This window comes from Streptomyces sp. NPDC088354 (assembly GCF_044753585.1).
In the GTDB taxonomy this organism is placed as follows: domain Bacteria; phylum Actinomycetota; class Actinomycetes; order Streptomycetales; family Streptomycetaceae; genus Actinacidiphila.
Genome location: NZ_JBIVNJ010000001.1, coordinates 1 through 26,776, shown reverse-complemented (window position 1 = coordinate 26,776; position 26,776 = coordinate 1). Strand labels below are relative to the sequence as shown.

At 72.3% G+C, this 26,776-nt stretch carries 23 protein-coding genes, 2 tRNA genes and 1 pseudogene; 4 read left to right on the top strand and 22 right to left on the bottom strand.

What is annotated here, in order from left to right:
- Positions 1 to 37: 37 nt before the first annotated feature.
- Genes ACIP98_RS00130 through ACIP98_RS00105 form a run of 6 tightly spaced genes read right to left on the bottom strand, consistent with a single transcriptional unit; the run spans position 38 to position 4,587 of the window.
- On the bottom strand, positions 38 to 766 hold the full coding sequence (locus tag ACIP98_RS00130; protein ID WP_401972989.1) for a class E sortase: 729 nt from the start codon (positions 764 to 766) through the stop codon (positions 38 to 40).
- A gap of 31 nt (positions 767 to 797) precedes the next feature.
- Positions 798 to 2,255: a class E sortase gene (locus ACIP98_RS00125; RefSeq protein ID WP_401972988.1), complete on the bottom strand. Its 1,458-nt coding sequence runs from the start codon at positions 2,253 to 2,255 to the stop codon at positions 798 to 800.
- A 4-nt stretch (positions 2,256 to 2,259) separates the two neighbouring features.
- On the bottom strand, positions 2,260 to 2,895 hold the full coding sequence (locus ACIP98_RS00120) for an aminodeoxychorismate/anthranilate synthase component II (protein WP_401972987.1): 636 nt from the start codon (positions 2,893 to 2,895) through the stop codon (positions 2,260 to 2,262).
- On the bottom strand, positions 2,892 to 3,068 hold the full coding sequence (locus ACIP98_RS00115) for a hypothetical protein (RefSeq protein WP_319663325.1): 177 nt from the start codon (positions 3,066 to 3,068) through the stop codon (positions 2,892 to 2,894). The genes ACIP98_RS00120 and ACIP98_RS00115 overlap by 4 nt, the downstream gene beginning before the upstream one ends.
- Positions 3,069 to 3,109: 41 nt before the next feature.
- Positions 3,110 to 3,820, bottom strand: a complete 711-nt coding sequence (locus ACIP98_RS00110) for a class E sortase (RefSeq protein ID WP_401973420.1) — start codon at positions 3,818 to 3,820, stop codon at positions 3,110 to 3,112.
- Positions 3,820 to 4,587 (bottom strand): DUF881 domain-containing protein, encoded by a 768-nt coding sequence (locus ACIP98_RS00105; RefSeq protein ID WP_319663326.1) that lies wholly within the window; start codon positions 4,585 to 4,587, stop codon positions 3,820 to 3,822. The genes ACIP98_RS00110 and ACIP98_RS00105 overlap by 1 nt, the downstream gene beginning before the upstream one ends.
- A 135-nt stretch (positions 4,588 to 4,722) precedes the next feature.
- Here ACIP98_RS00105 and crgA point away from each other — a divergent pair, with 135 nt between their 5' ends.
- Complete coding sequence (gene crgA, locus ACIP98_RS00100) at positions 4,723 to 4,977, top strand: cell division protein CrgA (protein ID WP_319663327.1); 255 nt, start codon at positions 4,723 to 4,725, stop codon at positions 4,975 to 4,977.
- 241 nt (positions 4,978 to 5,218) lie between these two features.
- Here crgA and ACIP98_RS00095 read toward each other — a convergent pair whose 3' ends face one another.
- Both ACIP98_RS00095 and ACIP98_RS00090 read right to left on the bottom strand, forming a co-directional pair.
- Positions 5,219 to 6,073: a rhomboid family intramembrane serine protease gene (locus tag ACIP98_RS00095; RefSeq protein WP_401972986.1), complete on the bottom strand. Its 855-nt coding sequence runs from the start codon at positions 6,071 to 6,073 to the stop codon at positions 5,219 to 5,221.
- A gap of 73 nt (positions 6,074 to 6,146) precedes the next feature.
- Complete coding sequence (locus ACIP98_RS00090; protein WP_401972985.1) at positions 6,147 to 6,674, bottom strand: peptidylprolyl isomerase; 528 nt, start codon at positions 6,672 to 6,674, stop codon at positions 6,147 to 6,149.
- A 216-nt stretch (positions 6,675 to 6,890) separates the two neighbouring features.
- Between ACIP98_RS00090 and ACIP98_RS00085 the strand changes: the two genes are divergently transcribed.
- Entirely contained in the window at positions 6,891 to 7,658 is a 768-nt protein-coding gene (locus tag ACIP98_RS00085) for a DUF5324 family protein (protein WP_319663331.1), read from the top strand.
- 80 nt (positions 7,659 to 7,738) lie between these two features.
- Here ACIP98_RS00085 and ACIP98_RS00080 read toward each other — a convergent pair whose 3' ends face one another.
- The 4 genes from ACIP98_RS00080 to ACIP98_RS00065 all read right to left on the bottom strand — a co-directional run bounded on the left by ACIP98_RS00080 (position 7,739) and on the right by ACIP98_RS00065 (position 13,322).
- Complete coding sequence (locus ACIP98_RS00080; RefSeq protein WP_401972984.1) at positions 7,739 to 9,331, bottom strand: MFS transporter; 1,593 nt, start codon at positions 9,329 to 9,331, stop codon at positions 7,739 to 7,741.
- A 78-nt stretch (positions 9,332 to 9,409) separates the two neighbouring features.
- Positions 9,410 to 12,724, bottom strand: coding sequence for a BTAD domain-containing putative transcriptional regulator (locus ACIP98_RS00075; RefSeq protein WP_401972983.1), 3,315 nt, complete (start codon positions 12,722 to 12,724; stop codon positions 9,410 to 9,412).
- A gap of 50 nt (positions 12,725 to 12,774) precedes the next feature.
- Positions 12,775 to 13,149 (bottom strand): VOC family protein, encoded by a 375-nt coding sequence (locus tag ACIP98_RS00070; RefSeq protein WP_319663335.1) that lies wholly within the window; start codon positions 13,147 to 13,149, stop codon positions 12,775 to 12,777.
- Positions 13,150 to 13,249: 100 nt separating this feature from the next.
- Positions 13,250 to 13,322: transfer RNA gene (locus ACIP98_RS00065), tRNA-Ala, on the bottom strand.
- Positions 13,323 to 13,431: 109 nt separating this feature from the next.
- Between ACIP98_RS00065 and ACIP98_RS00060 the strand changes: the two genes are divergently transcribed.
- Both ACIP98_RS00060 and ACIP98_RS00055 read left to right on the top strand, forming a co-directional pair.
- Positions 13,432 to 14,010 carry a DNA-binding protein gene (locus ACIP98_RS00060; RefSeq protein WP_319663336.1) on the top strand — a complete coding sequence of 193 codons (579 nt, stop codon included), beginning with the start codon at positions 13,432 to 13,434 and terminating at the stop codon, positions 14,008 to 14,010.
- Positions 14,003 to 15,271, top strand: coding sequence for a serine/threonine-protein kinase (locus tag ACIP98_RS00055; RefSeq protein WP_401972982.1), 1,269 nt, complete (start codon positions 14,003 to 14,005; stop codon positions 15,269 to 15,271). The genes ACIP98_RS00060 and ACIP98_RS00055 overlap by 8 nt, the downstream gene beginning before the upstream one ends.
- 24 nt (positions 15,272 to 15,295) lie before the next feature.
- Here ACIP98_RS00055 and ACIP98_RS00050 read toward each other — a convergent pair whose 3' ends face one another.
- The 10 genes and pseudogenes from ACIP98_RS00050 to ACIP98_RS00005 form a co-directional block, all read right to left on the bottom strand.
- Positions 15,296 to 16,522, bottom strand: coding sequence for a hypothetical protein (locus ACIP98_RS00050; protein WP_319663339.1), 1,227 nt, complete (start codon positions 16,520 to 16,522; stop codon positions 15,296 to 15,298).
- The gene (locus tag ACIP98_RS00045; RefSeq protein ID WP_401972981.1) at positions 16,519 to 18,276 is read right to left on the bottom strand and encodes a hypothetical protein; all 1,758 of its coding nucleotides are present in this window, start codon (positions 18,274 to 18,276) and stop codon (positions 16,519 to 16,521) included. The genes ACIP98_RS00050 and ACIP98_RS00045 overlap by 4 nt, the downstream gene beginning before the upstream one ends.
- A 156-nt stretch (positions 18,277 to 18,432) precedes the next feature.
- Positions 18,433 to 18,573 (bottom strand): DLW-39 family protein, encoded by a 141-nt coding sequence (locus tag ACIP98_RS00040; RefSeq protein WP_319132034.1) that lies wholly within the window; start codon positions 18,571 to 18,573, stop codon positions 18,433 to 18,435.
- 592 nt (positions 18,574 to 19,165) lie between these two features.
- A tRNA-Ile gene (locus ACIP98_RS00035) sits at positions 19,166 to 19,242 on the bottom strand.
- Positions 19,243 to 19,295: 53 nt separating this feature from the next.
- On the bottom strand, positions 19,296 to 20,003 hold the full coding sequence (locus ACIP98_RS00030) for a DUF3566 domain-containing protein (RefSeq protein ID WP_401972980.1): 708 nt from the start codon (positions 20,001 to 20,003) through the stop codon (positions 19,296 to 19,298).
- A gap of 6 nt (positions 20,004 to 20,009) precedes the next feature.
- Entirely contained in the window at positions 20,010 to 22,586 is a 2,577-nt protein-coding gene (gyrA, locus tag ACIP98_RS00025) for a DNA gyrase subunit A (RefSeq protein WP_319663342.1), read from the bottom strand.
- A gap of 43 nt (positions 22,587 to 22,629) precedes the next feature.
- On the bottom strand, positions 22,630 to 24,672 hold the full coding sequence (gene gyrB, locus ACIP98_RS00020) for a DNA topoisomerase (ATP-hydrolyzing) subunit B (RefSeq protein WP_319663343.1): 2,043 nt from the start codon (positions 24,670 to 24,672) through the stop codon (positions 22,630 to 22,632).
- Between the two features lie 270 nt (positions 24,673 to 24,942).
- Positions 24,943 to 25,479, bottom strand: coding sequence for a DciA family protein (locus ACIP98_RS00015; protein WP_319663344.1), 537 nt, complete (start codon positions 25,477 to 25,479; stop codon positions 24,943 to 24,945).
- Positions 25,476 to 26,606 (bottom strand): DNA replication/repair protein RecF, encoded by a 1,131-nt coding sequence (gene recF / locus ACIP98_RS00010; protein WP_319663345.1) that lies wholly within the window; start codon positions 26,604 to 26,606, stop codon positions 25,476 to 25,478. Before recF ends, ACIP98_RS00015 begins: the two co-directional genes overlap by 4 nt.
- A gap of 66 nt (positions 26,607 to 26,672) precedes the next feature.
- A pseudogene (locus ACIP98_RS00005) lies at positions 26,673 to 26,776 on the bottom strand (6-phosphogluconate dehydrogenase); the annotation flags it as partial.

Here is a 26,776-nt window from a genome sequence, read left to right as displayed (position 1 = left end):
GAGTCCGGGGCCCCTTCCCTTTGCTGTGCCGGGCCCTTCAGCCGCCCAGCTCCGCCGGGGGCGTCCGCTTCGCGTCGACCTTCTGGGTGCGGACGAGTTCGGCCCAGACGATGTAGCGGTAGCGGGAGGTGTAGACGGGGGTGCAGGTCGTGAGCGTGATGTAGCGACCGGCCTTCGTCCTGCCGCTCTCACGGGGGATCTGGTCGATGACCTTGACGTTGTACTTCGAGGTCTGGGGGAGGACGGCGAAGACCTTGTAGACGAACCAGGTGTCGCGGTCCTCGAAGACGACCGGGTCGCCCTTCTCGATCTTGTCGATGTTGTGGAACTTGGCGCCGTGGCCGTCGCGGTGGGCCGCGAGTGTGAAGTTGCCCTGCTTGTCCCAGGGCATGGCCGACTTCACCGGGTCGGTGTAGTAGCCCGCGACGCCCTCGTTGAGGACGTCGGTGCCGGTGCCCTTGCGGACCAGGACCTCGAAGTCCTTGCCCATGGCGGGGACGTGGAGGAAGCCGATGCCGTTCTTGGTGTCGAGCTTGCCCGGCTGCTCGACGGCCCACTGGCGGCGGACGGCGTCGCCGTCGTGCCTGGCCTGGCGGTCGGCCAGGACGTTCGTCCACCACAGGGAGTAGGCGACGAAGAGGCCGAGCACCAGGCCCGCGGTGATCAGGAGTTCACCGATCAGGCTGACGACTGCGGCGACGCCGTCGCGGGTGCGCCGCGGGTACGGCGGGGTCTCCCGGTGGTGGTCCTGCTGGGTGGTCGTCACCGCTGCCCCGATCTGTGCGTACGTACCCGGCCTACTCGACCAACGCGTCCGGCTTGCCCTTGTCACGCGGCCGTTCCTCGACCATCTTGCCCCAGACGATCAACCGGTACTTGCTCGTGAACTCCGGTGTGCAGGTGGTCAGGGTGATGTAGCGGCCCGGCCTGGTGAAGCCCGATCCGTTGGGGACCGGCTTGATCACGGAGGTGTTGGACGGCGGGGTCGAGGCCAGCATGCTCGTGACCTCGTACGTGTAGTACGTCGACTCCGTCTCGACGACGACCTTGTCGCCGTCCACCAGCTTGTTGATGTAGCGGAACGGTTCGCCGTGGGTGTTGCGGTGGGCGGCGAGCGCGAAGTTGCCCTGCTTGTCCCAGGGCATCGCCGTCTCCAACTGGCCGTCGTAGTGGCCGATCATCCCCTTGTCGAGCACCTTGTGCTTGTCGGTGCCCTCGGCGATGGGGGCCTTCACGTCCAGCTTGGGGATGTACATGATCGCGAAGCCCTGGCCGGGTGAGAACGCGCCGGGGTCGCGGGGGGTCGCCTTCTCGCCCTCCCACTGCTTCTGGAGGTTGTTGGCGGCCCCGCCGGCCTGCTGGTGGGCGAGGACGTTGGTCCACCACAGCTGGTAGGTGACGAACAGCAGCATCAGCACGCCGAAGGTGATGAAGACCTCGCCGACGACGCGGCTGGCGATCACTCCTGGGCTGTCCTTGGCCGCGCGGGCCGCGCGCCGCGCCTCCAGGCGGGAGCGGGGGGCCGAGGCCATCGCCGGGGTGGACGCGTCCGGGGCCGTGAGCGCCCCTGTGGCGTCCTGGGAGACCAGGTTGGCTCCAGAGCGCCTGCGTCCCCTGCCGCCGCGGCGTGCGGCCTCCTGGGCGGCCTTGCGGCGGGCGGCGCGCCCGCCCACCGCGGGGATGCCGTCCTCCTCGCGCTCCGGGCGCGGCGGTTCGGGTCTCTCCCCCGGCTCGTCCCCGGCGCCGGCACCGGTGTCCGGGCCCGGGCCCGTGGAGCGGCGCGGGGCGATGCCGGGGTCGTCCACGACGGGCATCGCCATCGTGTCCCCCGGGGCGCCGGCCGCCCTGCGCCGGGCGGTGGCCCGTTCCTCCTCGGTGGGCCTGCGGCGCACGACACGGGGGCCTTCGGGCGCTTGCGGCGCCGGGTCCTCCCACGGCGGCACGGACACCGGAGCGGACGGAGCCTGGGGGGACGGGGCTTGAGCCTGGGCCTGGGCCGCCGGCTCGTACTCGGAGGGCTGCGCGTGCCGCGGGCCCGGGGGCGGGGGCGGGTACGGTCCCGGCGCGAACCCGGGGGTCTCCTCCGCTGTCCGTCGCGGCTCCCGGGCAGGCGGCTCCTGCTCCTGGTCCGGGGACTCCCCGGACCGCTCCGCACGCCGCGAGGCGCTCGGCAGCGGGTCGTTGAGCGGATCGGCCAACTGCTCCACCACGGCGGCGAATTCGGCGGTGTCACCGAAGTGCCGATGCGCGGTCACGCAATCACGCCCTGGTTCCGACCACAGGCGCGAGGCCCGCGGAACGCTCGACGGCGTCCTGGTCGCCGCACTCGACCAGCCAGTTGGCGAGCATGCGGTGTCCCCATTCGGTGAGCACCGACTCCGGGTGGAACTGGACGCCCTCCACCCGGGCGGTGCGGTGCCGCAGGCCCATCACGATGCCGTTCTCCGTCCAGGAGGTGACGTCCAACTCCTCCGGCAGGGTTTCACGTTCGACCGCCAGGGAGTGGTACCGGGTGGCGGTGAAGGGCGAGGGAAGCCCGGCGAAGACGCCGCGCCCCTCGTGGAACACCGGGGAGGTCTTGCCGTGCAGCAGCTCGGGGGCCCGGTCCACGACCCCGCCGTAGGCGACCGCCATGGACTGCAGGCCGAGGCACACACCGAAGACCGGGACGTCGGTGGCGGCGCAGTGCCGCACCATGTCGACGCAGATCCCGGCTTCCTCGGGGGTGCCGGGCCCCGGCGACAGCAGGACGCCGTCGAAGCCGTCCTGCGCGTGGGCGAGGGCGACCTGGTCGTTGCGGAGCACCTCGCACTCGGCACCCAGCTGGTAGAGGTACTGGACGAGGTTGAAGACGAAGCTGTCGTAGTTGTCCACGACGAGGATGCGGGCGCTCACTTTACGGCCGCCATCCCCTGGTCGACGGTCACGTCGTTGAAGGGGAGCAGTGGCTCCGCCCAAGGGAAGACGTACTGGAAGAGGACGTACACGACGGCGAGGACGAGGACGAGCGAGATCGCCGCCTTCACCCACGCGTTGCCCGGCAGGTGCCTCCAGATGAAGCCGTACATGCGCTGCCTTCCTGCTCCCTGCTCCCCGTGCCACGCCAAGATTAGCCCGCCGATCCCTCCGGCATGGCGTCCTCCACAGGCTGTGTGGATTCCAGGTGCCCCCAGGTGACGAGGCGGTGGCTGTGGCCCCACTCGGGATCGCAGGTGGTCAGGGTCAGATAGCGCCCCGGACCGCGGTATCCGGACTTCACCGGCACGGGATCGACGACCGCGACGTCGGTGGGCACCGTGCGGTAGGGTGCGCGGTCGATCTCGTACGTGTACCAGGTGCGGCCGTCGGTGAGGACCACCTCGTCGCCCTTGCGCAGCCGCGGGAAGTCCTTGAACGGGTCGCCATAGGTGCGCCGGTGGCCGGCGACGGCGAAGTTGCCGATCCCGCCGAGGCGGGCGGTGTCCGCGTAGTGGCCCAGGCCCCGCTTGAGGGTGTCGGTCTCGGTGCCCTGCAGCACCGGCTTGTGCCAGGCGCGCCCGAGCCGGGGGACGTACATGACGGCGAACGCCTTGCCCTGCGGATACGGCGTCACCTTGGGAGCGGGCCGCGCGGAATCCGGCACCTTGTGCGGGGTGGACGGCCGCACGGTGGCGACCGGTTGCGTCGCCCAGCTGTCCTGGAGCCGGTGGATCTCGCGGTCCATGGCGCTGTCGGCCCGTAAGCCGGTCCAGAAGAGCACGTAGACCACGAACAGCACCATCAGCGCGCCCACGGTGACGCACAACTCGCTCAGCGTCCGCACCACCAGGCGCACGGCGATCACCCCACAGGCTTGGCGTAGTGCAGATCCACTGTGCCGGAGTAGCCGGGCAGAGTCACCCGCTTGTCGTCCTCGACTTTCCATCCGAGTCCGTAGGCGTTGACGTACTGCAGGTAGTTCTGGATCGCGGGGCTCCGGTCGATCGCCTTGTGGAGCTTGCCGGGGTCGCCCACCGCCGTGATCTTGTAGGGCGGGGAGTAGACCCGCCCCTGCAGGATGAGGGTGTTGCCGACGCAGCGCACCGCGCTGGTGGAGATCAGCCGCTGGTCCATGACCTTGATGCCCGAGGCGCCGCCCGCCCACAGGGCGTTGACGACGGCCTGCAGGTCCTGCTGGTGGATCACGAGGTCGTTGGGCTGCGGGTCGGGCACGCCGGGGATGAGCGGCGTGGCGTCCGGCGGCGCGTCGTTGAGGGTGACCGAGACGGCGGGGCCGCTCAGCTTGCTGGTGCCGGCCTCCGCCGACAGCCGGTCGAGCATGTCGCGGGTGGCGTCGCTGACCCCGCTGTCGGCGTGGGCGAGGGAGTCGACGTCCTTGCGCACCCCGGAGAGCTCGTTGTCGAGGTCCTCGTTCTGCCGGCTCTTCTCCTGGACCCGGTCCGACAGCCGCAGGAGAGGCTCGTCGGTGCGGATGTCCACACCCTTGGCAGTGTCGAAACTCACCCAGAACAGCAGCCCGGCGAGCGCGAAGACAGCCGCGCTGAGCAGGCGAAGCACCACAGACCGGGCAGAACGGCGGGTGGGGGAGGCGTGGATCGGAGTGCTCACCGTAGCCTTATCTCCTTCCAACCCTTGGAAGCACTACGCTAACGGACGCCCGGCGGCTGGTTTCCCCTGCCGCCCGCCAGATCACACCACACGTCACACGCGCGGTCACGCAGCGCATCGACAGGAGAGTCCCTCGTGCCGAAGTCACGGATCCGCAAGAAGGCAGACTTCACTCCGCCGCCGGCGAAGACCGCCGCCATAAAGCTCAGCACCGGCAGGGGCTGGGTCGCGCCGCTGATGCTGGCGCTCTTCCTGGTCGGCCTGGCGTGGATCGTCATCTTCTATGTGACGCAGGGCAGCTGGCCCGTGGAGCAGCTGGGCAACTGGAACATCGCCGTGGGCTTCGGCTTCATCGCGGGTGGCTTCGTCGTCTCCACGCAGTGGAAGTAGTCGATCGCACAGTTATCCACAACCGTCATCCACAGTGTTGAAAAGGTCGCATGATCTGTGGATAACCACTACCGGGTTGACGCCGGTGTGACCGGTGGTCCGATGTACGGGCCACCGGTCTTTCATTGATCTTGCAGGTCAGACACGGTCTGTGGGGGCCCGAGCACGGCTTGCCCACAGGATGCACAGGACGGCGGTCCTGCTCTGTGGATAACGTCAGATCAACAGAGCGGGTTACGGCCTAACCGGTGATTCTTGCGACGCCGACCCAGGTGACGACCAGCACCACGGCCAGCACCGCCGCGGCCGTCCCCCACTGCACGAGCGCGCGGCGCTCACGCGGCGCGTAGGCCATCCCGACGGCCACCAGACCGCCGGTGACCAGCCCGCCGATGTGGGCCTGCCAGCTGATGCCCGCCCAGAGGAACGTGAAGGCCAGGTTCAGCGCGAGCAGGATCAGCACCGGGCGCATCTCGTAGCGCAGCCGCCGCATGAAGACCGCCGTCGCGCCGAACAGTCCGAAGATCGCGCCCGAGGCGCCGAGCGTCGCGGCGTTCGGAGCCGCCAGCAGCAGTACCAGCGCGCCCCCGCCCAGGCCCGACAGCAGGTAGAGGACGAGATAGCGGGTGCGGCCGAGCAGCCCTTCCAAGGGGGCGCCGATCCACCACAGCGACAGCATGTTGAAGCCGATGTGCCACAGCTCCTGGTGCAGGAACATCGAACTGAGCAACCGGTACCACTGGTCCGCGCCCAGGGCGACGCCGAAGCATCCGGAACGGTCGCAGGCCGCCCCGACGAGCGCCAGGTCGTTCACCACCCGGTCGCCGAGCGCCTGCACGAGCAGGAAGACCGCGAGGTTCAGCCCGATGAGGATCTTGGTCACCAGACGCGGGTCGCCTGCCACGCTGCCGCCCGCGACCGTACGAGGCCCGGTGGCCTGGGCCTCCCGGCGCGCGTCGCGCACGCACTCGGGGCAGTGGAAGCCGACCGAGGCGTTGACCATGCACTCCGGGCAGATGGGCCGCTCGCAGCGGGAGCACCGGATGCCGGTCTCCCGGTCCGGGTGCCGGTAGCAGCGGACCGCCTGGTCGGTCATCTCTCAGCCCTTCACCGCCGAATCGCCCCGCACATCAGACGGACGGGCGGGGCGGTTGAGTTCCCGGGACGCCCTACCGGCGCTCGACGACCACGCTCTCGATGACGACGTCCTCCACCGGACGGTCGGTGCGCGGATTGGTCGGGGTCGTCGCGATGGCGTCCACGACCTTCTGGCTGGCCGGGTCCACGACCTCGCCGAAGATGGTGTGCTTGTGGGTCAGCCAGGTCGTGGGGGACACGGTGATGAAGAACTGCGAGCCGTTGGTCGCGGGCCCGGCGTTCGCCATGGCCACCAGATACGGCCTGGTGAAGGCCAGCTCGGGGTGGAACTCGTCGCCGAACTGGTAGCCCGGGTCGCCGGTGCCGTTGCCCAGCGGGTCGCCGCCCTGGATCATGAAACCGGAGATGACGCGGTGGAAGACCGTGCCGTCGTAGAGGTGCTCCGTGGAGGGGCGGCCGGTCCGCGGGTCGGTCCACTCGCGGGTGCCCTCGGCGAGCTCGACGAAGTTCTTGACGGTCTTCGGCGCGTGGTCCGGCAGCAGCCGGATGGTGATGTCCCCGTGGTTGGTCCTCAGGGTGGCGTGGAGCTGCTCGGCCACGGGTCTACCTTCCATCAGTCCTCGACGACAGGGACAAATCCTCGCACGTCGGGGCCTGCCCCGCGCCCCGTCGCGACCCGGGCCCGCGGCGGTACCCCGGGGGGGCGCCGGCTTGACCCGGATGCCCGTACGCACATGCCGTTCCCCGTCGTCGCGGGCATGATTTCAAACCGGGTGGAAAGGCGAAAACGTAACGCCACCGAGGAGGAGGTTCTCGTGACCCGCATCGACAGCGTGCGCGACGCAGCCGGAAGGACGAAGGACAGCGTGCGACACGCCGCGGACGTGGTGGCGCCGTACGCCGACACAGCTAAGGGCAGCGCCGCGCACTACGCGGACGAAGCGCGGCTGTATCTGGCGCCGAGGGTGTCGTCGGCCGCCCTGCAGGCCCGCGACGCGGCCCGCCTGCAGTACGACGCCCACCTGGCGTCGCGCGTCGACCAGGCCCTGGCGGCGGTGCCACCAGGAGTGCAGCAGGCCGTCGGCACCGCCGCCCAGCGCACCCGCAGGACGGCACGGCAGGCGGCGGAGTACACGGCCCCGCGCGTGGAGCAGGCGGTCAGCACCGTCCGCTCGGTCGCCCAGCCGGCGGCGGAGGAGGCGGCGGTCCGGGCGGCGGCCGCGGTCGCCGTACTGCGCAGCCACGTCACGGCCGCCGACATCCGCAAGCTGGAGCGCCGCAAGGTCCGGCGTGCCCGCAGCGGGCGTATCGCCAGGGGCTTCCTGCTGGTGGGCCTCGTCGCGGGCGGCGGATTCGCGGCCTGGAAGTGGTGGAGCAAGCAGACCAATCCCGACTGGCTGGTGGAACCCGCGCCCGCCACCGAGGTCGCCGACCGTGCCTCGCTCAACGGCGGGGTCGGCTCCGACGCCGCCTTCGGCAAGGTCGACGGCTCCCCGGTCGACGCCCTCGACCCCGAGGTGCAGGCCAAGCAGGCCGAGGCCGACTCCAAGGACCGGCCCGGCAACGGGGAGACGTATCCGTGAGACGGCCCCCAGCCGCGACGTCATGACGCGGGAGGGCGGCGGACCGCACGGTCCGCCGCCCTCCCGCTGTGCGTACGGGCTCACCGCCGCGCGGGCACCGGCAGGCCGGCGGCCTCCTGGTCCGCCTCGGGGTCGCGGATCTCCGCGGGCACCGCGCGCAGGGCCCAGCGGACGACGACCGCGCCGCAGGCGATGAGCACCGCGCCGGCCAGTGTGGTGACCTGGATGCTGTGGCAGAAGGCGTCCTTGGCGGAGTCCGTCAGCGCGGTCCCCGCCGCGCCCTGGATCCGGGCACCGGCCTCCACCGCCCCGCCGACCGACTCACGCGCGGCCCGTGCCGCGCTGTCGGGCAGCCCGGCGGGCAGCGCCAGGGCGTCGCGGTAGACCGATCCGAGGACGGAGCCGAGAACGGCGATGCCCAGTGAGCCGCCCATCTCCATCGCCGTCTCCGAGACTGCGGCGGCCGCTCCGGTGCGGTCCTTGGGAGCGCTCGCCAGGATCGTGTCGTTGGTGACCGAGACGATCAGGATGATCCCCGTGCCGTTGGCGATCAGCGGGGCCAGCAACTCCCCGTAGGGCGTGCCCGGGTCGGACAGCTGCCCGAGGACCGCGGTGCTCGCCGCCACCAGGACGAGGCCCAGGGCCACGACCCTGGCCCGGCCGAGACGCGGGATCAGCGCGGTGGCGAGCGGCGCGGCGAAGGCGGCGGCGAGCGGGCCGGGAAGCAGCGCCAGGCCCGCGGTGAACGGCGACCAGCCGCGGACGGTCTGGAAGTACATCGCGAAGGCCAGCGACAGCGTGGACGACGCGAAGATCATCACGAGGTTGGCGCCGACCGCGCCGCTGAAGGCCGGGTTGCGGAACAGCCGCAGGTCGATCAGCGGCTCCTCCACGCGGACCTGACGCCGGACGAAGGCCAGCAGGGCCGCGACCCCCACCGCCGCCGCGATCCACACCGGAGCGTGGCCGGCGCCGTCCCGGAAGCCGGTCTTGATCGCGTAGATGGCGCCCAGCACCCCGATCACCGACAGCGGGACACCGGGCCAGTCCAGCCGCCCGGGGCGCGGGTTGCGCGACTCGGGCAGCACCACAGTCCCGGCGATCAGGACGACGGCCATCAGCGGGACGTTGACCAGGAAGACCGAGCCCCACCAGAAGTGGTCCAGCAGCAGCCCGCCGACGACCGGGCCGAGCGCGAAGCTCGCCGCGCCGATGCCGCTGCTGATGCCGATCGCGGTGGTGCGCTCCTTGGGGTCGGCGAAGGCGTGGCGCAGCAAGGACAGGGTCGAGGGGACCATCATCGCGCCGGCCACACCCAGCAGGGCGCGCCCGGCGATGAGCAGCGCCGGGCCGGGGGCGTAGGCGGTGAGCAGCGAGGCACCGCCGAACGCCACGGCGCCCAGCAGCATCAGCCGCTTGCGGCCGAGGCGGTCGCCGAGGTTGCCCATGACGACCAGCAGGCCGCCCATGGCGAAGCCGTAGACATCGGAGATCCACAGGATCTGGGTGCCGCTCGGGTGCATGTCCCTGAGCAGCGACGGGATCGCGTAGTTGAGGACGCTGTTGTCGATGCCGAGGAGCATGGCGGCCAGGCAGCAGACGGCCAGCGCGGCCCATCGGTGGCGGGCGGAGCCGGCGGCCCGCGGGGTCGGGGTGGTGCGTGTCGTCGTCATGGGCGCAACGGTGGCCGGGTGCGCTGACCGGCCGCGCACCGCGCGCTGACCGGCCGCGCACCGCGCGCTGACCGGTGGCTACCCGCCGGCGGCGGACCCGGTCAGCGCCCGCAGGGCCCGGTCCGCGGAGAGCCCCGCGCCGCGTGCGTACGCCGCCTCGTACCCGGCGGCCCCCAGCGCGGTCCGTACGGCGGCGTCAGTGCGGTCGGTCCCGGGGAGCGCGGGCACCGACGGGCCGCGCAGGGCGCGCGCGACGCCGAGGAGTTCGGCGGCCGCGCGGGGGTCGCCCTCGGCGAGCGAGAGATCGGCCCGGGCCTCGGCGAGGGCCGCCGCCAGGGGCAGGTTCCGGGCGCCGTGCGCAGGATCGGCGGCCTCCAGGAAGCGGGCGCGGGCCTGCTCGGTGCGGCCTTCCGCCAGGGCGATCCGGCCCAGCGCGATAAGTGTCTCGGTGCGTGCGCCCTCGCCGGTGTACCAGCCGGTCAGGCACTCCGACAGGGCCAGTTCGCACAGCCGGCGCGCCTCGGTCAGGTCGCCCTCCAGCCGCGCGCACTCGCCGAGACCGAGGTGGGCACCGGCGAGCATCTCCCGGGCGCCGGTCCTGCGGGCCAGCTCCAGGCACGCGGCGAAGTCGGCCCGGGCCCGGTCGACCCGGCCCGCACGGACAGCGCTCTTGCCGCGCTCGCCGAGCAGTTCGGCGACGTTCTCCGTGGCACCGATCTCCCGGGCGACCGCCAGTGCCTCGTCCACGAGGCCCGCGGCGCGCGGCAGGTCGCCGCGGGCCCCGGAGAGCCAGGCCAGTTGGGTGAGGGCCAGGGTGGCGCCCCACCGGTCGCCCAGCGTGCGGAAGGCCGCGAGCGCGGTGGTGAACTCCGCCTGCGCCGCCTCGATGTCGCCCTCCACCATCCACCGCTGGAAGCCCGAGCCGATGTGCATGAGCGCGGTCTGCCAGGGCTCCTCGGCCATCCCGGCCAGCTCCCGCTGGTACACCGCGTACGTCTCGGTGTCGGGGACGCCGGAGAAGGGCGCCCACAGCAGGTTGAGCACGGGGAAGCGGCGGGGCAGGCCGCCGAGCCGGCGCACGACCTCTGCCACGGCGGCGAAGTGCTCGGCGAGTCCGGCCTGGTCGGCGGTGCCGGCGGCGGCCGTCATCACGCACAGCGCGTACTCCTCGTCCAGCCCCTCCGGCGGGCCCGTCCCCGTCGCCCGGAGCAGTTCGACGGCGGGCTGGGCGCCTTCGTAGCGCATACCGCGGAGCATCCAGTACGTGCACAGGGCGGCGAGCAGCCGCAGGGCGACGGCGGTGTCCCCCGCGGCGACCGCGCCGCGCAGGGCGGAGTGCAGGTTGTCGTGGTCGGCGGCCAGGCGGTCCAGCCAGTCGAGCTGTTCGGCCCTCCGCAGATGGGGGTCCGCGGTCAGCGCCAGGTCGAGGAAGCAGGCGGCGTGCGCGCGGCGCAGCCACTCGGTCTCCCCGGCCTCGGCCGCACGGTCGGCGGCGTAGGCGCGGATGGTCTGCAGCAGCAGGTAGCGCGTCCCCCGGGCGGTGCCGCCCTCGGGACGCCGGACGACGAGGAGCGACTTGTCGGCGAGCGAGGCGAGCAGGTCCAGCACGTCGTCGGCGTCGATGCCCGCGGCGCCCGGCACCCCGTCCGGCGGTCCGGCGCAGACCGCCTCGGCCGCGGCGAGGGTCCAGCCGCCGGCGAAGACGGACACCCGGCGCAGGACGGTCCGCTCCTCCTCGGACAGCAGCTCCCAGCTCCAGTCGACGACCCCGCGCAGGGTGCGCTGGCGCGGCTGCGCGGTACGGCTGCCGCGGGACAGCAGCCGGAAGCGGTCTCCCGCGCCGACAACCCCCGGGAGGGCGTCGAGCCGGTCGGCGATCTCGGCTGCGGACAGCGAGCGCAGGCGGGCGGCGGCCAGCTCGATGGCGAGCGGCATGCCGTCCAGGGCCCGGCAGATACGGGCGGCGGCCCCGGGGTCCGGCAGGCCCTGCACGGATCCGGCCGCCGTGGCCCGGTCGGCGAGCAGCCGGACGGCGGGGGAGGCGAGCACAGCGGCGTCGTCCGCCCCTTCCTCGGGCAGCGGGAGCGGCGCGAGCGGGGACAGCGTCTCCCCGGTGATCCCGAGCGCCTCCCTGCTGGTCGCCAGGACGCGCAGGCCGGCGCAGGCGGACAGCAGACCGTGCGTGAGGCGCGCCACGTCGTCGATCAAGTGCTCGCAGTTGTCCAGCACCAGCAACAGGTCGCGATCGGTGAGCGCGGCCGTGAGCCGCGCGAACGGACCGGGGGCGCCCGCCTCCCGGCCGGTGGAGGGCAGCGGGCCCGCCTCGCGGAGCCCCAGCGCCCCGGCGACCGCCTGGGGCACCGCCGCTCCGTGGGTCAGGCCGGACAGGTCGACGAAGCACGCCTCCCCGGCGTACCGGCCCGCCGCCTCGACGGCGATCCGGGTCTTGCCCGCGCCGCCCGGCCCGATCAGGGTCACCAGCCGCGCACCGGCCAGCAGCGACCCGATCCGCTCCAGGTCCTCCTCCCGGCCGACGAAGCTGGTGAGCGGCGCCGGCAGCGTGTGCCGCGGAGGCGGTGACCCGACGGGCGGGGCGGCCGGTGTTTCACGTGAAACACCCGAAGCGCGGGAAACGGGCGCCGTACGGACCACCGGGCGGGGGTCTCCGCGCAGCACCGCCAGATGCGTCTCGGCGAGCTCGGGGCCGGGGTCGGCGCCCAGGCTGTCGGCGAGCTCGCGGCGCGCGTCCTCGTACACCGCCAGCGCCTCGGACTGGCGCCCGCATCTGTACAGCGCCCGCATCAGCTGGGCCCGCAACCGTTCACGGAGCGGGTACGCGGCCACCAGCTCGCGCAGTTCGGCCACCAGCTCACCGTGCCGGTGGGCATCGAGCGTGAGGTCCGCCGCGATCCGGTCCTCCAGCGTCGCGACGCGCAGTTCTTCCAGACGGGTGATCTGCGGCCCGGCGAAGGGCGCGTCACCCACGTCGGACAGCGCGGACCCCCGCCACAGCCCGAGCGCCTCACGGAGCAACCCGGCCGCCCGCTCGGTGCCGCCGGCGGCCAGCGCCCCGCGGCCCTCGGCGGCGAGCCGCTCGAAGCGGTGGACGTCGACCTCGTCCCGGGGTACGGCGAGCCGGTAGCCGCCCGGGTGGCTCTCCACGGGTGCCCCGATCGCGGAGCGCAGCCGGGAGACCTGCGACTGAAGGGCGTTGCCCACACCGGTCGGCGGGTCGTCGCCGTACAGGCCGCCGATCAGGCGCTCGGTGCTGACGATCCGCCCGGCCTCCAGCAGCAGCATCGCGAGCAGCGCGCGGCGGCCGGGCCCGCCCGCCGAAGCGGTGTCCCCGTCGGGCCGCAGGGCCCGCGTCTCCCCCAGAATGCCGAACCGCACGCCGCCGATTGTGCCGCACGGTCCACCCGAACGGGCCAGTCCCTGTCGGCCTAGTCCTCCTGCAGGACGGCGAGGATATTGCCCGCCGGGTCGGTGAACCAGGCGATCGGCGGGCCGCCGGTGCCGCGGGCGACGCCCTTCTCGTCGTGCTCGAAGCCGGGGTAGCGCTCGAAGGTGACGCCGCGCCGGATCAGCTGGTCGACCGCCCGGTCGATGTCGGCGACGGGGAAGTTCAGGACGGTGAACGAGGCCGGGGTGTGGCCGGGCTTCGGGTACACCAGCACCCGGGTGCCGCCCTCGATCCGCAGGGTCAGCAGTCCGTGCTCCGCGCAGACGTCCAGCCCCAGCGTGTCCCCGTAGAACTCCCTGGCCCTCTCGATGTCGTCCACGGCGAAGCCGCTGTACGCCCTCGTTTTTCCGAACATGGCTCCAGCATGCCCAAGCGCCGGACGGGCCGCCCTCCGAGCGGGACGGAAAAGACGGCGGGCCGGAACCTCGATGAGGTTCCGGCCCGTCGGGGGACTGTGGAGCCTAGGGGAGTCGAACCCCTGACATCCGCCATGCAAAGACGGCGCTCTACCAACTGAGCTAAGGCCCCGTGCCGCAGACCAGCGTACCGGCTGCCGCGACGATCACCGACCGAGTATCGGTGTCCGTAGGATGACGGGCAAGTTCGCGGCCGCAAAGGTCCCCCGTCAGGAGCCCGCATGGACACCTCGCAGCAGGACGCCACCGCTCGCGCCCGGGAGATGCAGCGCACCTGGTACGGCGAGCCGCTCGGGGCGCTCTTCCGGCGGCTGATGGCCGATCTGGGGCTCAACCAGGCCCGCCTGGCCGGGGTGCTGGGGCTGTCGGCGCCGATGCTGTCGCAGCTGATGAGCGGGCAGCGGGCCAAGATCGGCAACCCCTCGGTCGTGCAGCGGCTGCAGGCGCTGCGCGAGCTCGGCGCGGAGGCCGCCGACGGGATCGTCACCCCCGTGGAGGCGGCCGGACGGATGGAGGAGATCCGCCGGTCCGAGGGCTCCTCGGTGCTGGGCACGACGCAGAGCTCGTCCGCCGGGCAGCCGCTGCCGCCCGCGCGCCGCGTCGTCCACGAACTGCGCACGCTGCTGCGCGCGACGGCGCCGCCCGCCGAGATCGCCGAAGCCGCCGACTCCCTCGCCCCGGCCCACCCCCAACTGGCAGAGTTCCTCCGTGTGTACGGCGCCGGGCCCGCCGAGGACGCGGTGCGGCACTACGAGGCGCACCAGCGGCGGTCACAGGGGGCGGACGCAGGGCATGGGTGAGGTCTTCGCGGGCCGGTACGAGCTCGTCGACCCGGTCGGACGCGGCGGTGCGGGCGCGGTGTGGCGGGCCTGGGACCGGCGGCGCGGCCGCTATGTGGCGGCCAAGGTGCTGCAGCAGAGCGACGCCCACGCGCTGCTGCGCTTCGTCCGCGAGCAGGCGATGCGCATCGACCATCCGCACGTCCTCGCCCCCGCGAGCTGGGCCGCCGACAACGACAAGGTGCTGTTCACCATGGAACTCGTGCGCGGCGGTTCGCTGGCGCACCTCATCGGTGACTACGGCCCGTTGCCCCCGCGCTATGTGTGCGCCCTGCTGGACCAGTTGCTGTCCGGACTGACCGCTGTGCACGCGCAAGGCGTGGTGCACCGCGACATCAAGCCGGCGAACCTCCTGATGGAGGCGACGGGCACCGGCCGCCCGCATCTGCGGCTGTCGGACTTCGGCATCGCGATGCGCAAGGGCGAGCCCCGCCTCACCGCCGCCGACTACGTGGTCGGCACGCCCGGTTACTTCGCGCCCGAGCAGCTGATGGGCGCCGACCCGGACTTCCCGGCCGACCTGTACGCCGCCGGGCTGGTCGCGCTCTACCTCCTGAGCGGCGCCAAGCCGGACGCAGAGGCGGTCGCCACCCAGTACGCGCACGGAACGCCCCGGGCGCCGATCGGCGTCCCCGGACCGTTGTGGGAGGTCGTCGGGACGCTGCTGCAACCCGACCCCGAGGCCCGTTTCCGCACCGCGTCGGGCGCCCGCAAGGCGCTGGCCGCCGCCGTGGAACTGCTGCCCGAAGCGGATCCCGGCGAGGAGCCGGTGGAGGTCTTCGACCAGATCGGCCCGCTCCCCGAGGGCTTCTCCCCCGACGGCCCGGTGCGCCGGGCGCCGGGGGCCGAGAAGGTGGAGCACACCGAGCGCGCGGAGAGCACGGAGAACACGGAGGGCGCGAACGCCACGGAGGACACCGGCAGCTTTCGTCTGCCGCCGCCGCTGCCATCGGTGCCCGCGGCACCGGACGCGATGCCGTCCGCCCGCGTTCCCGCCGTTCCCCCTACCCCGCCGACGCGGCCCCCCGCCGCCCCTGCGCCCACGCGCCCGTACACGGCGGGCGACGGGGGAGCGGGCACGCCGCCCCTTCCCGCACACCACCGCTCCGGTCCCCTCGGGACGCACCGTCCGGGCCCTCCCGCCACGGTGGTCGTGCCCGTGCTGCTCGTGGCCGCGCTGTGCTTCGCCTTCGGCATCTGGGCGCTGTCGGTCTCCTCCTGAGGCCGCACCACATCACCCGCCGGATCACGCCCCGGTGCGCCGCCGGGCGGACGCGACCCACACCGCCAGCGACAGCAGCAGTACGCTCCCCGCGCCCAGGGAGGCGAACCCGGCCAGCCGCAGGGCCGATTCGCCGCCGGAGCTCTCCTCCCCCGGCAGGCCGAGGTCGGCGGTCGGGTCGCCGTCGTACCGCGGAGCGGCCTGCGCCTCGCCCTCCAGGCCGACCCGCAGCGTGACGGGAATCGGGCCGCGCACAAATCCCGCGACGTCCCGGTGGACGGTGACCGCCACGTAGTACGGGCCGGCGAAGCGTGCCGCCGAGACCCTTTCGTCGGGTTCCCAGCGGTTGGCGTAGGCGACCTTCCCGGTGGTCGCCGTGACGGAGGTCTGCTTCCCGGAGTACGCGCCCCCGGCGCCGCCGACAAAGCCCCAGCGCGGGTTGTAGAGCTCCACACGCACGCCCGAGGCCGCGAAGCCGCCGGCCTTCGTCACGGGCGCGTTGGCGAACTCGGCGTCGATCCAGGCCTCTCGCCCCCAGTCCACCGGCACCTCGTAGAAACGGGTCTGCCCGGGCGGCACTTCGTCCTTCCACACGCCCGCGCCGAGTTCCGCCGCCCCGGCGACGTCGGATCCGCCCGCCACCCCCCGCGCGGTCCCGGCCGCGGGCGCGGGAGGCCGCGTGCCCGCGCTCACGGCAGGTCCCGGCGTGGCGCCGGTGACGAGTGGCGGCTCGGTCGTGAGGCGTATCTGCAGCGGCCACGGCGCCGGGTCGGAGGTGGCGGCGGACCTGCGGGTCACGGAAAGGACGTAGGCGTGCGCCTCCTGACACGGCTCGTCGGCGCCGATCGTGCGCTTGACCCAGGTGCCCAGCGGCCGGGCGGCGCCGTCGCCGGAGAAGGTGCGGTGGTCGCTGTCGCAGCGGGTGCCGTCGGTGCTCTCCAGGCTCAGGTCGACACCGTCCCCGAACGCGACCTCGCTGCCCGGCCCGGGGAGCGCGAAGACGGCGAGGTAGGCCGATTTCTCCGCATCGAGCTGGACGGCGTAGTGCCGCGCCTCCCCGCCCGGGGGCAGGGTGTCCCGGTACAGCACACCGGCCGTCAGTTGAGGGGCGTCGGCCGTGCTGGGCCGGCCCCGGACCACCTCGCCCCGCGGCTGCCGGCCCGGCGCTGCGGAGTCGGCGAAGGCCGTCCCCGCCGGCCCGGTGGGCAGCAGGAACGCGGCCACCACGGCCGCCACCGTCCTGCGGATCACGTGTGGCCCCTCCGCCGCCGGCTCAGCGCGGCCACCCCCGCGACCCCCGCGAGCGCCACCGCGCCGCCGGCCCCCGCCGCGACCACGTCGCCCGCGGTCATGAATCCTCCCCCGTGCCTACCGCCGCCCGGCGCGGCCGCCGCGACGTCCGTCCCGGCCTCCTCGGACGGCGAACCGCCGCCCAGCGCCGCCGCCTTGTACTGCGGACCGGCCAGCTCCGTCCCCGCCACGTCCACGCGCAGCACAACCTTCACCACCGCGCCACGGGCGATGCGCGCCGCACCCGGCCCCAGGGACACGGCGACGTAGTAGTCGCCACTGGTGCGGGCGCCCGGCGCCGCGCTCCCGGCGACCCAGCGGTTGGTCCATGTCACCGGCACCGTACCGAGCCCCACCGACACGGGGCGCCCCGTGTAGGCACGCCGCTGCGAGACGCCGGAGGCGTCGTCCACGGTCTGCCGGTCCGGACCGTAGGCCGCCGTCGCCACGAAGGAGGGCGCCGTCGGGCCGTCCGCGTCCCGCACGGGCACATCGGCGAACTCCGCGGCGTACACCAGCCGTTGTCCCCAGCCCACCCGCACCTTGTAGAAGCGGGTCCGCCCGGGCGGCAGCGCGTCCCGCCACACGCCTCTGCTCAGCCGCAGCGCGTCGTTGAAGCCGCTGCCGCCCTCGACGTCGCGGGGCGTCCCGGCCATCGGCGGGGGCGGCTCCCCGAACCGCGTCGCGGCGGGTGCCGGGGTGGTCCCGGCGGCGAGCGGGGCCTCGGTGCCGTAGCGCAGTTCGACCGGCCAACGCTCCCGGTCCGAGCCGGCGTCGCTGGTGCGGTGCACGGACAGCGCGTAGCGCCCTGATGTGTCGCAGCCGCCGTGCCCGTCGGCGGACGGGACGCGGCTGACGGCCCCGCTGAGCACCATGGCGCCCTCGTTCTGCCCGAAGTGCGCGAAGTCCGTTCCGCAGGCCGGGGAGTACCGGCCCGGGGCGCCGAGGCGCAGTTCGATCCCGTCGCCGTGGGCGACCTCGACGCCGGTGCGCGGCACCGCGGTGACCGCCAGGTCGGCGGTTGTGGCGGCGTCCAGATCGACCGCGTACCAGCGCGTCTCACCGGGTCCGAGGGTGTCGGTGTACTGACCCGGCGTCAGGATCGCCGCGCTCTTGGCGCTGCCGCCCCCGCTCACCCGACGGCCCTGCGGGCGGTACGCGTGCGTGTCCGCGTTCGCGACGAGCGTCGGGGCCGGGGTCAACTGCCGCGCCGGCGCTGCCGCGTCGGACACGTCGTGGCCCTTGCCGCGACCGGCGGCGGCGACGACGCACTCCACCTGCCGCCGCGCCCCTCCGCGCACCCGGAGACCGACCGCACCGATCCGCTGGCCGGTGCCCTCGCGCTCGGCCCCGGCCGCCGGCGTACAGGGCCGCCCTGCTCCGCAGACACCCTCCGCGTCGGAGACCAGCACGTCGGCGTCGCCGGAGGCCTTCGGGGCCGTCCGGTCCAGCGGGCGCACGGGCCGCACCGGGCGTGTGTCGTCACAGCCGTACTCCTTGGCGCCGTGCACCCCCACGAACGCGCCGACGGCGTTCCCGGCGGCCGTCGTCGTGGCGCCCTCCATGGAGCCGGCGGAGGAGTCCAGCACCATGACGGGCTCCTCGGCCACCACCGGGCCCGCTCCGGCCGCGAGCAGTACCACGCCCACGGCGCACACCAGCGGGGCCGTGCGCGGCGCGTGCCCGTGCGCCGGCAGCGCCTTTCCTCGTCGCATGTGCCGTCCCCCCTCGCACATCGTCGGCTGCGGCGACGCTATTCATTTGCGAGAGCAAATTCAAGGGGATCCCGTCACGGTCAGGCAACGACGAAGCCCCGGCCACACCGTGGCCGGGGCTTCGGGAAACCTTGGGTGATGCGGGCCTCGCCCGCCTCAGACGCTCGCGCCGGAACCGGCGGGAACGGAGTCGGTCGCCTCCGTCCACAGGTCCTGCTCGGCGCGGTCCGCCTGGATCTGGCGGTACACGAGAAGACCGCCGATGGCGGCCAGTGCGACCAGGAGCAACTTCTTCACCGCGCGACCTCGTCCTTCTTGCGTTGGGGGGTCCTCCGACCAGCCCGACTATACACACCGGTCGATATCGAACGGTGATCTGTCTATCCACCCCAACGGTAGTACGTGAGGTGAGGAAACGGTCCGTCCGGATGAAAGCCGAGGCCCGAACCCAGGTCGTGCCGGGTACTGCGTCGAACCCGTCGTCTCTCCCCTCACCGGGCCGGTTCCACGTGAAACGGCCTGACAGAGCCGCACCGGCCCCGGCCGTACCGCGCACACCCGCCGACGCCAGTGGGGCCCGGCCTCGGCTGACGCAACAAGGCCCGCAAGGCGAGTATTTGGAACGCCGCCCGCGGCGTGCACAGCCTCACGCAACTCGCAGGGACCGGCCCGGCGCTGACCACCTGGCCGCGGGCCGCCCACCGGGAAGGAAGCGAGCGAGGAGGGAGGGCCGGCGGGAATCCGGGGAGCGACGGGGAAACATCCGCCGGGGCGGAGCGCCACGGCGCACGGCCGTGAGGCGCGTCACGCGTCACGATCCGCCCTGCCCCGGCCGGTATCCCCCGAGAATGCCGAAGGACCCCGGGAAATCTCCCGGGGCCCTTCACGCTGGTGGGGCTAACAGGACTTGAACCTGTGGCCTCTTCCTTATCAGGGAAGCGCTCTAACCGTCTGAGCTATAGCCCCGCGCTGCGTCGCGTTGAAAGATTAGCGCACGCGGGGCCATGTCCCAAAATCGGTTACTCGTCCTCCGCCAGGGTCAGCTCGACGCCGCCGACCATGCCCGCCGACATGTTGTAGATGAAGGCGCCGAGCGTGGCCAGGGCGGTGGCCAGCACCACGTCGATGACGGCGATGACCGACGTGAAGGTCAGCACCCGCGACAGCGACAGGAACGACACCAGGTCGAAGCCGCCGTCCGAGCCGGACGAGGTGGCCTCGCTGAGGGTGCCGCCGACCGTGCTGAAGACGCCGATGGTGTCGAGCACCATCCACAGGACGGCGACCGCCACGATCGTGCAGACGCCCAGCGCGATGGAGAGCAGGAAGCTGACCTTCATCACCGACCACGGGTCGGCCTTGGCCACCCGCAGCCGGGCCTTGCGGGTCCGCGGGACCTGCCGGGCCGCCGGGCGGGGCTGGCGGACGCCGGCGGTGGCCGGGGGCCCCGCCGGGGGCGCGTACGCCTGCGGCGGCTGGTGCGGGCCCTGGGGGGCCTGCTGAGGCTGCTCGGGGGCGCCGGGCACGGCCCCGTAGGTCTGCGTCTGCTGTCGCACCGCGTGCTGGTGGTGCGGCGGACGGGTGTCAGTCACGGTGGTTCCCCCCTGATGCGGGCCGCTGTCCGTACGTGAGCCAGGGGCACCACCGATCGCGTCCGGTACCGCAGCCGGCATCGGCTGCGGTCCTTCCGCGCCCGTCCCACCCGCGGCGCCCTCGGCTCCACTCACGGCTACTTACTCCTCCGACTCGGCGGCCGCGGGCTGCTCGCCCTCGGCCTCTTCGGCGGCGACGACCTCTTCGGCCTCCGCCCCCGCCTCGGCATTGCGTGCGATGCCCACAACGGCATCCTTCTTACCGAGGTTGATCAGTTGGACGCCCATGGTGTCACGCCCGGTCTCGCGGATCTCGTTGACGCGGGTGCGGATCACTCCGCCGCCGAGTGTGATGGCAAGGATCTCATCCGTTTCCTCGACCACCAGCGCCCCGACCAGTGAACCCCGGTCCTCGACGATCTTCGCCGCCTTGATGCCGAGTCCGCCGCGGCCCTGGACCCGGTACTCGTCCACACTGGTCCGCTTGGCGTACCCGCCATCGGTGGCGGTGAAGACGAACGTACCCGGTCGCACGACATTCATCGAGAGCAGTTCGTCCCCTTCGCGGAAGCTCATGCCCTTGACGCCCGATGTCGCCCGGCCCATCGGCCGCAGCGCGTCGTCCGTCGCCGTGAAGCGGATGGACTGCGCCTTGCGGCTCACCAGGAGCAGGTCGTCGTCCGGGCCGACCAGTTCCGCACCGATCAGCAGGTCCTCGCCGCCGTCCTCGGTCTCCCGGAGGTTGATCGCGATGACACCGCCCGAACGGGGCGAGTCGTAGTCCTTGAGCGAGGTCTTCTTCACCAGGCCCGAACGGGTGGCCAGCACCAGGTAGGGCGCCGCGTTGTAGTCGCGAATGGCCAGCACCTGGGCGATCTGCTCGTCCGGCTGGAAGGCCAGCAGGTTGGCCACGTGCTGCCCGCGGGCGTCACGGCCGGCGTCCGGCAGCTCGTAGGCCTTGGCCCGGTAGACCCGGCCCTTGTTCGTGAAGAACAGCAGCCAGTGGTGGGTGGTGGTGACGAAGAAGTGGTCGACGATGTCGTCTTCCTTCAGCTTCGTGCCGCGCACGCCCTTGCCGCCGCGCTTCTGGGAGCGGTAGTCGTCCGTCTTGGTGCGCTTGACGTATCCGCCGCGGGAGATCGTGATGACGATGTCCTCCTCGGCGATCAGGTCCTCGATGGACATGTCGCCGTCGAAGGGCACCAGTGCCGAGCGCCGGTCGTCGCCGAACTTCTCGACGATCGCCGTCAGCTCCGTGCTGATGATGCCGCGCTGCATCTCGGGCGAGGCCAGGATGCGGTTGTACTCGTTGATCTTGGCCTGGAGCTCGTCGTGCTCCTGGACGATCTTCTGCCGCTCCAGGGCCGCCAGACGGCGGAGCTGCATCTCCAGGATCGCGTTGGCCTGGATCTCGTCGATCTCCAGCAGACCCATCAGGCCTTCACGCGCCACGTCGACCGTCGCGCTGCGCCGGATCAGGGCGATGACCTCGTCGATCGCGTCCAGGGCCTTCAGCAGACCGCGCAGGATGTGGGCGCGCTCCTCGGCCTTGCGCAGCCGGAAGCGGGTCCGGCGGACGATGACCTCGATCTGGTGGGTCACCCACTGCTTGATGAACTGGTCGAGCGAGAGCGTGCGCGGCACGCCGTCGACCAGCGCCAGCATGTTGGCGCCGAAGTTCGTCTGCAGGTCCGTGTGCTTGTAGAGGTTGTTCAGCACGACCTTGGCGACGGCGTCGCGCTTGAGCACGATCACCAGGCGCTGGCCGGTGCGCGACGAGGTCTCGTCGCGGACGTCGGCGATGCCACCGACACGGCCGTCCTTCACCAGGTCGGCGATCTTCTGGGCCAGGTTGTCCGGGTTCACCTGGTACGGCAGCTCGGTGACGACCAGGCACTGCCGGCCCTGGATCTCCTCGACCTCGACGACCGCGCGCATCGTGATGGAGCCGCGGCCGGTGCGGTAGGCCTCCTCGATGCCCCTGCGGCCCACCACCAGGGCGCCGGTCGGGAAGTCGGGGCCCTTGATGCGCTCGATGAGGGCTTCCAGCAGCTCCTCGCTGGACGCGTCGGGGTTGGCGAGGCACCACTGGGCGCCCTCGGCGACCTCGCGCAGGTTGTGCGGCGGGATGTTGGTCGCCATGCCGACCGCGATGCCGGCGGAGCCGTTGATCAGCAGGTTGGGGAAGCGCGACGGCAGGACCGTCGGCTCCTGGTTGCGCCCGTCGTAGTTGTCCTGGAAGTCGACGGTCTCCTCGTCGATGTCCCGGACCATCTCCATGGACAGCGGCGCCATCTTGCACTCGGTGTACCGCATGGCGGCCGCCGGGTCGTTGCCCGGGGAACCGAAGTTGCCGTTGCTGTCGACCAGCGGCATGCGCATCGACCACGGCTGCGCGAGGCGGACCAGCGCGTCGTAGATCGAGGAGTCGCCGTGCGGGTGGTACGTGCCCATGACGTCGCCGACGACGCGGGCGCACTTGTAGAAGCCGCGCTCGGGGCGGTAGCCGCCGTCGTACATCGCGTACAGCACGCGGCGGTGGACGGGCTTGAGTCCGTCGCGGACGTCGGGCAGCGCGCGGGAGACGATGACGGACATCGCGTAGTCGAGGTAACTGCGCTGCATCTCCGTCTCGAGCCCCACGGGCTCGATCCGCATGGTGTCCGTCGCGGCGCCCTCGGGGCCCTCGGGCGTGACGGGGGTCTTGTCGTCGGCCATTGCTGGTCAAAGTCCTTTCGAGCTGCGGCTGATGGGGGCCGACTCAGATGTCGAGGAAGCGGACATCCTTGGCGTTGCGCTGGATGAAGGAGCGCCGGGCCTCGACGTCCTCGCCCATCAGCACCGAGAAGAGGTCGTCGGCGAGGGCAGCGTCGTCCAGGGTGACCTGGCCCAGCACACGGTGGTCGACGTCCATCGTGGTGACCCGCAGCTCCTCGGCGTTCATCTCGCCGAGGCCCTTGAAGCGCTGGATCGAGTCCTCGCGCACGCGCTTGCCGTTCTGCCGCCCCAGCTCGATCAGGGCGTCACGCTCGGAGTCGGAGTACGCGTACTCGAAGTCGTCCCGGCCCCACTTGATCTTGTAGAGCGGGGGACGCGAGAGGTACACGTGCCCGGCCTCGACCAGCGGACGCATGAAGCGGAACAGGAAGGTCAGCAGCAGGGTGTTGATGTGCTGCCCGTCGACGTCGGCGTCCGCCATCAGAATGATCTTGTGATACCGCAGCCGGGAGATGTCGAAGTCCTCGTGCACACCGGTGCCGAAGGCCGAGATCAGCGCCTGGATCTCGGTGTTCTGCAGGATCTTGTCGATCCGCGCCTTCTCCACGTTCAGGATCTTGCCGCGGATCGGGAGGATCGCCTGGTACTGCGGGTTGCGGCCGGACTTGGCCGAACCGCCGGCGGAGTCACCCTCGACGATGAAGATCTCGCACTTGCTGGGGTCGTTGGACTGGCAGTCGCTCAGCTTGCCCGGCAGCGACGCCGTCTCCAGCAGTCCCTTGCGGCGCGTCAGGTCGCGCGCCTTGCGCGCGGCGACACGGGCGGTGGCCGCCTGGATCGACTTGCGGATGATGTCCGCGGCCTCGTTGGGGTTGCGGTCCAGCCAGTCCGTCAGGTGCTCGTGCACGACCTTCTGGACGAAGGTCTTCGCCTCGGTGTTGCCGAGCTTGGTCTTGGTCTGGCCCTCGAACTGCGGCTCGCCGAGCTTGACCGAGATGATCGCCGTCAGACCCTCGCGGATGTCCTCGCCCGTGAGGTTGTCGTCCTTCTCGCGGAGGAACTTCTTCTCCCGCGCGTACTTGTTGACCAGCGTGGTCAACGCGGCGCGGAAGCCCTCCTCGTGAGTGCCGCCCTCGTGGGTGTGGATGGTGTTCGCGAAGCTGTAGACACCCTCGCTGTACTGGGTGTTCCACTGCATCGCGACCTCGAGCGACAGGAGGCGCTCCTTGTCCTCCGCCTCGATGTCGATCACCGAGGGGTGGACCGTCTCGCCCTTGCGCGAGTTGAGGTACTTCACGAAGTCGACGATGCCGCCCTCGTAGTGGTACGAGACGGTGCGCGGCTCGCCCTCGTTCTCGACGTCCGCGTGCTCGGGGCGCTCGTCGGTCAGCGAGATCGTCAGGCCCTTGTTGAGGAAGGCCATCTCCTGGAAACGCCGCGACAGCGTCTCGAAGGAGTACTCGGTGGTCTCGAAGATGTCGCCGTCGGCCCAGAACGTCACGCTCGTACCGGTCTCCGAGACCGGCTCGTTCTTCTGCAGCGGGGCGGTGGGGACACCGAGCTTGTAGTCCTGGGTCCAGCGGAAGCCCTCACGCTTGACCTCGACCGCGACCCTGTTCGACAGGGCGTTCACCACGGAGACGCCGACGCCGTGCAGACCGCCGGAGACGGCGTAGCCGCCGCCGCCGAACTTGCCGCCCGCGTGCAGCACGGTGAGGACGACCTCGACGGCCGGCTTGCCCTCGGACGGCACGATGTCCACCGGGATGCCGCGGCCGTTGTCGATCACGCGCACGCCGCCGTCGGCGAGGATCGTGACCAGGATGGTGTCCGCGTGACCGGCCAGCGCCTCGTCGACGGAGTTGTCGACGACCTCGTACACCAGGTGGTGCAGGCCGCGCTCGCCCGTCGAGCCGATGTACATGCCCGGGCGCTTGCGAACCGCGTCCAGGCCCTCGAGGACGGTGATCGCGCTGGCGTCGTACGCGCCCCCGTGCGGGGGCGCGGCGGAGCCGTCGGCTGCGGACGTATTGATCTCGTTGGGGTTGCCGGAATCGGCCACGAAGCGCCCTTTCTGGCACAGCATGAGCCGGGACCCGCGGAGCGGGTTCGGCTGCATCACTTCGACATCGATCGACGGGTCCCGCTGGGATCCCCCAGTGCCGGAGGCCAGGGGCGGGCGTCTTGCCACCAGTCTACCGGTAGCGCCGACATAGATGGGGCTTTGGCGGTACCTGAGTTCCCGTGTACCCGACGGAAGTGCCTCCATCCGACTCCCTACACGCGCACCGGGTCTCAAAACCGCTCACGCGGGCGCACAGGGCTTCGACCTGATTACGCACAGCAGGTTTCCGGCCTATCCGTACGTATCGCCCGGCCCACGGCTCCCGGGAGCCCTCAGACGACCGTAGGAACGCACCGGTCCCCCCGGTCCCAGGACTTTGATCAGCTTGACCGTGCCGTGACCGAGATCGGCATTCAGCCTGGCCACCAGGGTCGGGGCGAGCAGCCGCAGCTGGGTCGCCCAGGCCGTGGAGTCGCACTGGACGGTGAGGACCCGCTCCTCCTCGTCGTACCGCTGCGGCTGGCAGTGCAGCGCCACGTCGTCACCGACCAATTGCGGCCAGCGCCCCATCACCCCGCCGACGGCGGCCGGGGCCTCCCAGCCGCGCTCGGTGATCAGGCGGCTGATCGCCGCGCCGAGCGGCAGCGGATCGCGGCCGTCGGCCCGGGCGCCACTGCGCAGCCCGCCGCGGCGGGCCTGCTTCTTCTGCTGGGCCGCGGCGCCCTTGGCCCGCGCCTGCTCCTTGGCCGCGCGCAGCGCCACGCGCGCCAGGTCGACGCCGGACAGCGGCTTGTCCTGCGCGGGAGGTTGTGCCTGCTGCTCGCTCATACCCGCTCCACGCCGCCGCTCTCCACCGCGTAACGGGCGCCGACCAGCACGCCCGGCACGTCGTCGTCCACGGCCGCCGTCACGAGCACCTGCTCGCCGGGGGCCACCAGTTCCGCCAGGCGGTCGCGGCGCCGGGCGTCCAGCTCGGCGAAGACGTCGTCGAGCACCAGCACCGGCTCACCGCCGTCGGCGCACAGCAGGTCGTACGAGGCCAGCCGCAGGGCCAGGGCGTACGACCAGGACTCCCCGTGGCTCGCGTACCCCTTGGCGGGAAGCCGGCCCAGGTTCAGGGACAGGTCGTCGCGGTGCGGGCCGACGAGGGTGACCCCGCGCTCGATCTCCTGCTTGCGGACCTCCCCGAGGGCCTCCAGCAGCAGTCCGTACAGCTCCTCACGGCCGGACGCCCCGGCGATGCGCTCGCCGACCGAGCTGCGGTACTCCAGCGCGACCGGCCCGCCGCCCGGTGCCAGCTGCTCGTACGCCTTGTCGGCCAGCGGCTGCAGCGCGTGCGTGAGGTCCAGGCGCTGGGCCAGCAGCTCGGCCCCGGCCCGGGCCAGATGCTGGTCCCACACGTCGAGGGTGGACAGGTCGGCGCCGCGGCCACCGTGCCGGCGGGCCATGGCCGCCGACTTGAGCAGGGTGTTGCGCTGCTTGAGCACCCGCTCGTAGTCGCTGCGCACGCCCGCCATCCGGGGCGCGCGGGCGGTCAGCAGCTCGTCGAGGAACCGCCGGCGCTCCCCGGGATCGCCCTTGACCAGGGCCAGGTCCTCGGGGGCGAACAGCACGGTCCTGACTATGCCCAGCAGGTCGCGCGGGCGGACCTGCGAGGAGCGGTTGAGACGGGCGCGATTGGCGCGGCCGGGGTTGATCTCCAGCTCCACCAGCTGCTGGCGGTCGCCCTGGACCACGGCCGCCCGCACGATCGCGCGGTCCGCGCCCATACGCACCAGCGGGGCGTCACTGGCGACCCGGTGGCTGGCGAGGGTGGCCAGATAGCCGACCGCCTCGACCAGGTTGGTCTTGCCCTGGCCGTTGGGCCCGACGAAAGCGGTGACGCCCGGGTCGAGCGGGACCTCGACCCGGGCGTAGGAGCGGAAGTCGGCGAGCGACAGATGCGCGACGTGCATGGTTGTGCGACGCCTCCTTCCCTCGTGGGCGCGGTGGGCACCCGGTGGACATGACTGCTTGCGCGGCTACTTCTTGGTCTCGACGGCGTGGCCGCCGAACTGGTTGCGCAGCGCGGCGATCATCTTCATCTGCGGGGAGTCGTCCTGCCGGGAGGCGAAGCGCGCGAAGA

Excerpts from the sequence above, each read along its gene's own strand:
- ACIP98_RS00115 (WP_319663325.1), bottom strand. The coding sequence starts at position 3,068 with ATGTACGGCTTCATCTGGAGGCACCTGCCGGGCAACGCGTGGGTGAAG.
- ACIP98_RS00095 (WP_401972986.1), bottom strand. The coding sequence starts at position 6,073 with ATGACCGACCAGGCGGTCCGCTGCTACCGGCACCCGGACCGGGAGACC.
- ACIP98_RS00080 (WP_401972984.1), bottom strand. The coding sequence starts at position 9,331 with ATGACGACGACACGCACCACCCCGACCCCGCGGGCCGCCGGCTCCGCC.
- ACIP98_RS00070 (WP_319663335.1), bottom strand. The coding sequence starts at position 13,149 with ATGTTCGGAAAAACGAGGGCGTACAGCGGCTTCGCCGTGGACGACATC.
- ACIP98_RS00060 (WP_319663336.1), top strand. The coding sequence starts at position 13,432 with ATGGACACCTCGCAGCAGGACGCCACCGCTCGCGCCCGGGAGATGCAG.
- ACIP98_RS00055 (WP_401972982.1), top strand. The coding sequence starts at position 14,003 with ATGGGTGAGGTCTTCGCGGGCCGGTACGAGCTCGTCGACCCGGTCGGA.
- ACIP98_RS00045 (WP_401972981.1), bottom strand. The coding sequence starts at position 18,276 with ATGCGACGAGGAAAGGCGCTGCCGGCGCACGGGCACGCGCCGCGCACG.
- gyrA (WP_319663342.1), bottom strand. The coding sequence starts at position 22,586 with ATGGCCGACGACAAGACCCCCGTCACGCCCGAGGGCCCCGAGGGCGCC.
- gyrB (WP_319663343.1), bottom strand. The coding sequence starts at position 24,672 with ATGCTGTGCCAGAAAGGGCGCTTCGTGGCCGATTCCGGCAACCCCAAC.
- ACIP98_RS00015 (WP_319663344.1), bottom strand. The coding sequence starts at position 25,479 with ATGAGCGAGCAGCAGGCACAACCTCCCGCGCAGGACAAGCCGCTGTCC.
- recF (WP_319663345.1), bottom strand. The coding sequence starts at position 26,606 with ATGCACGTCGCGCATCTGTCGCTCGCCGACTTCCGCTCCTACGCCCGG.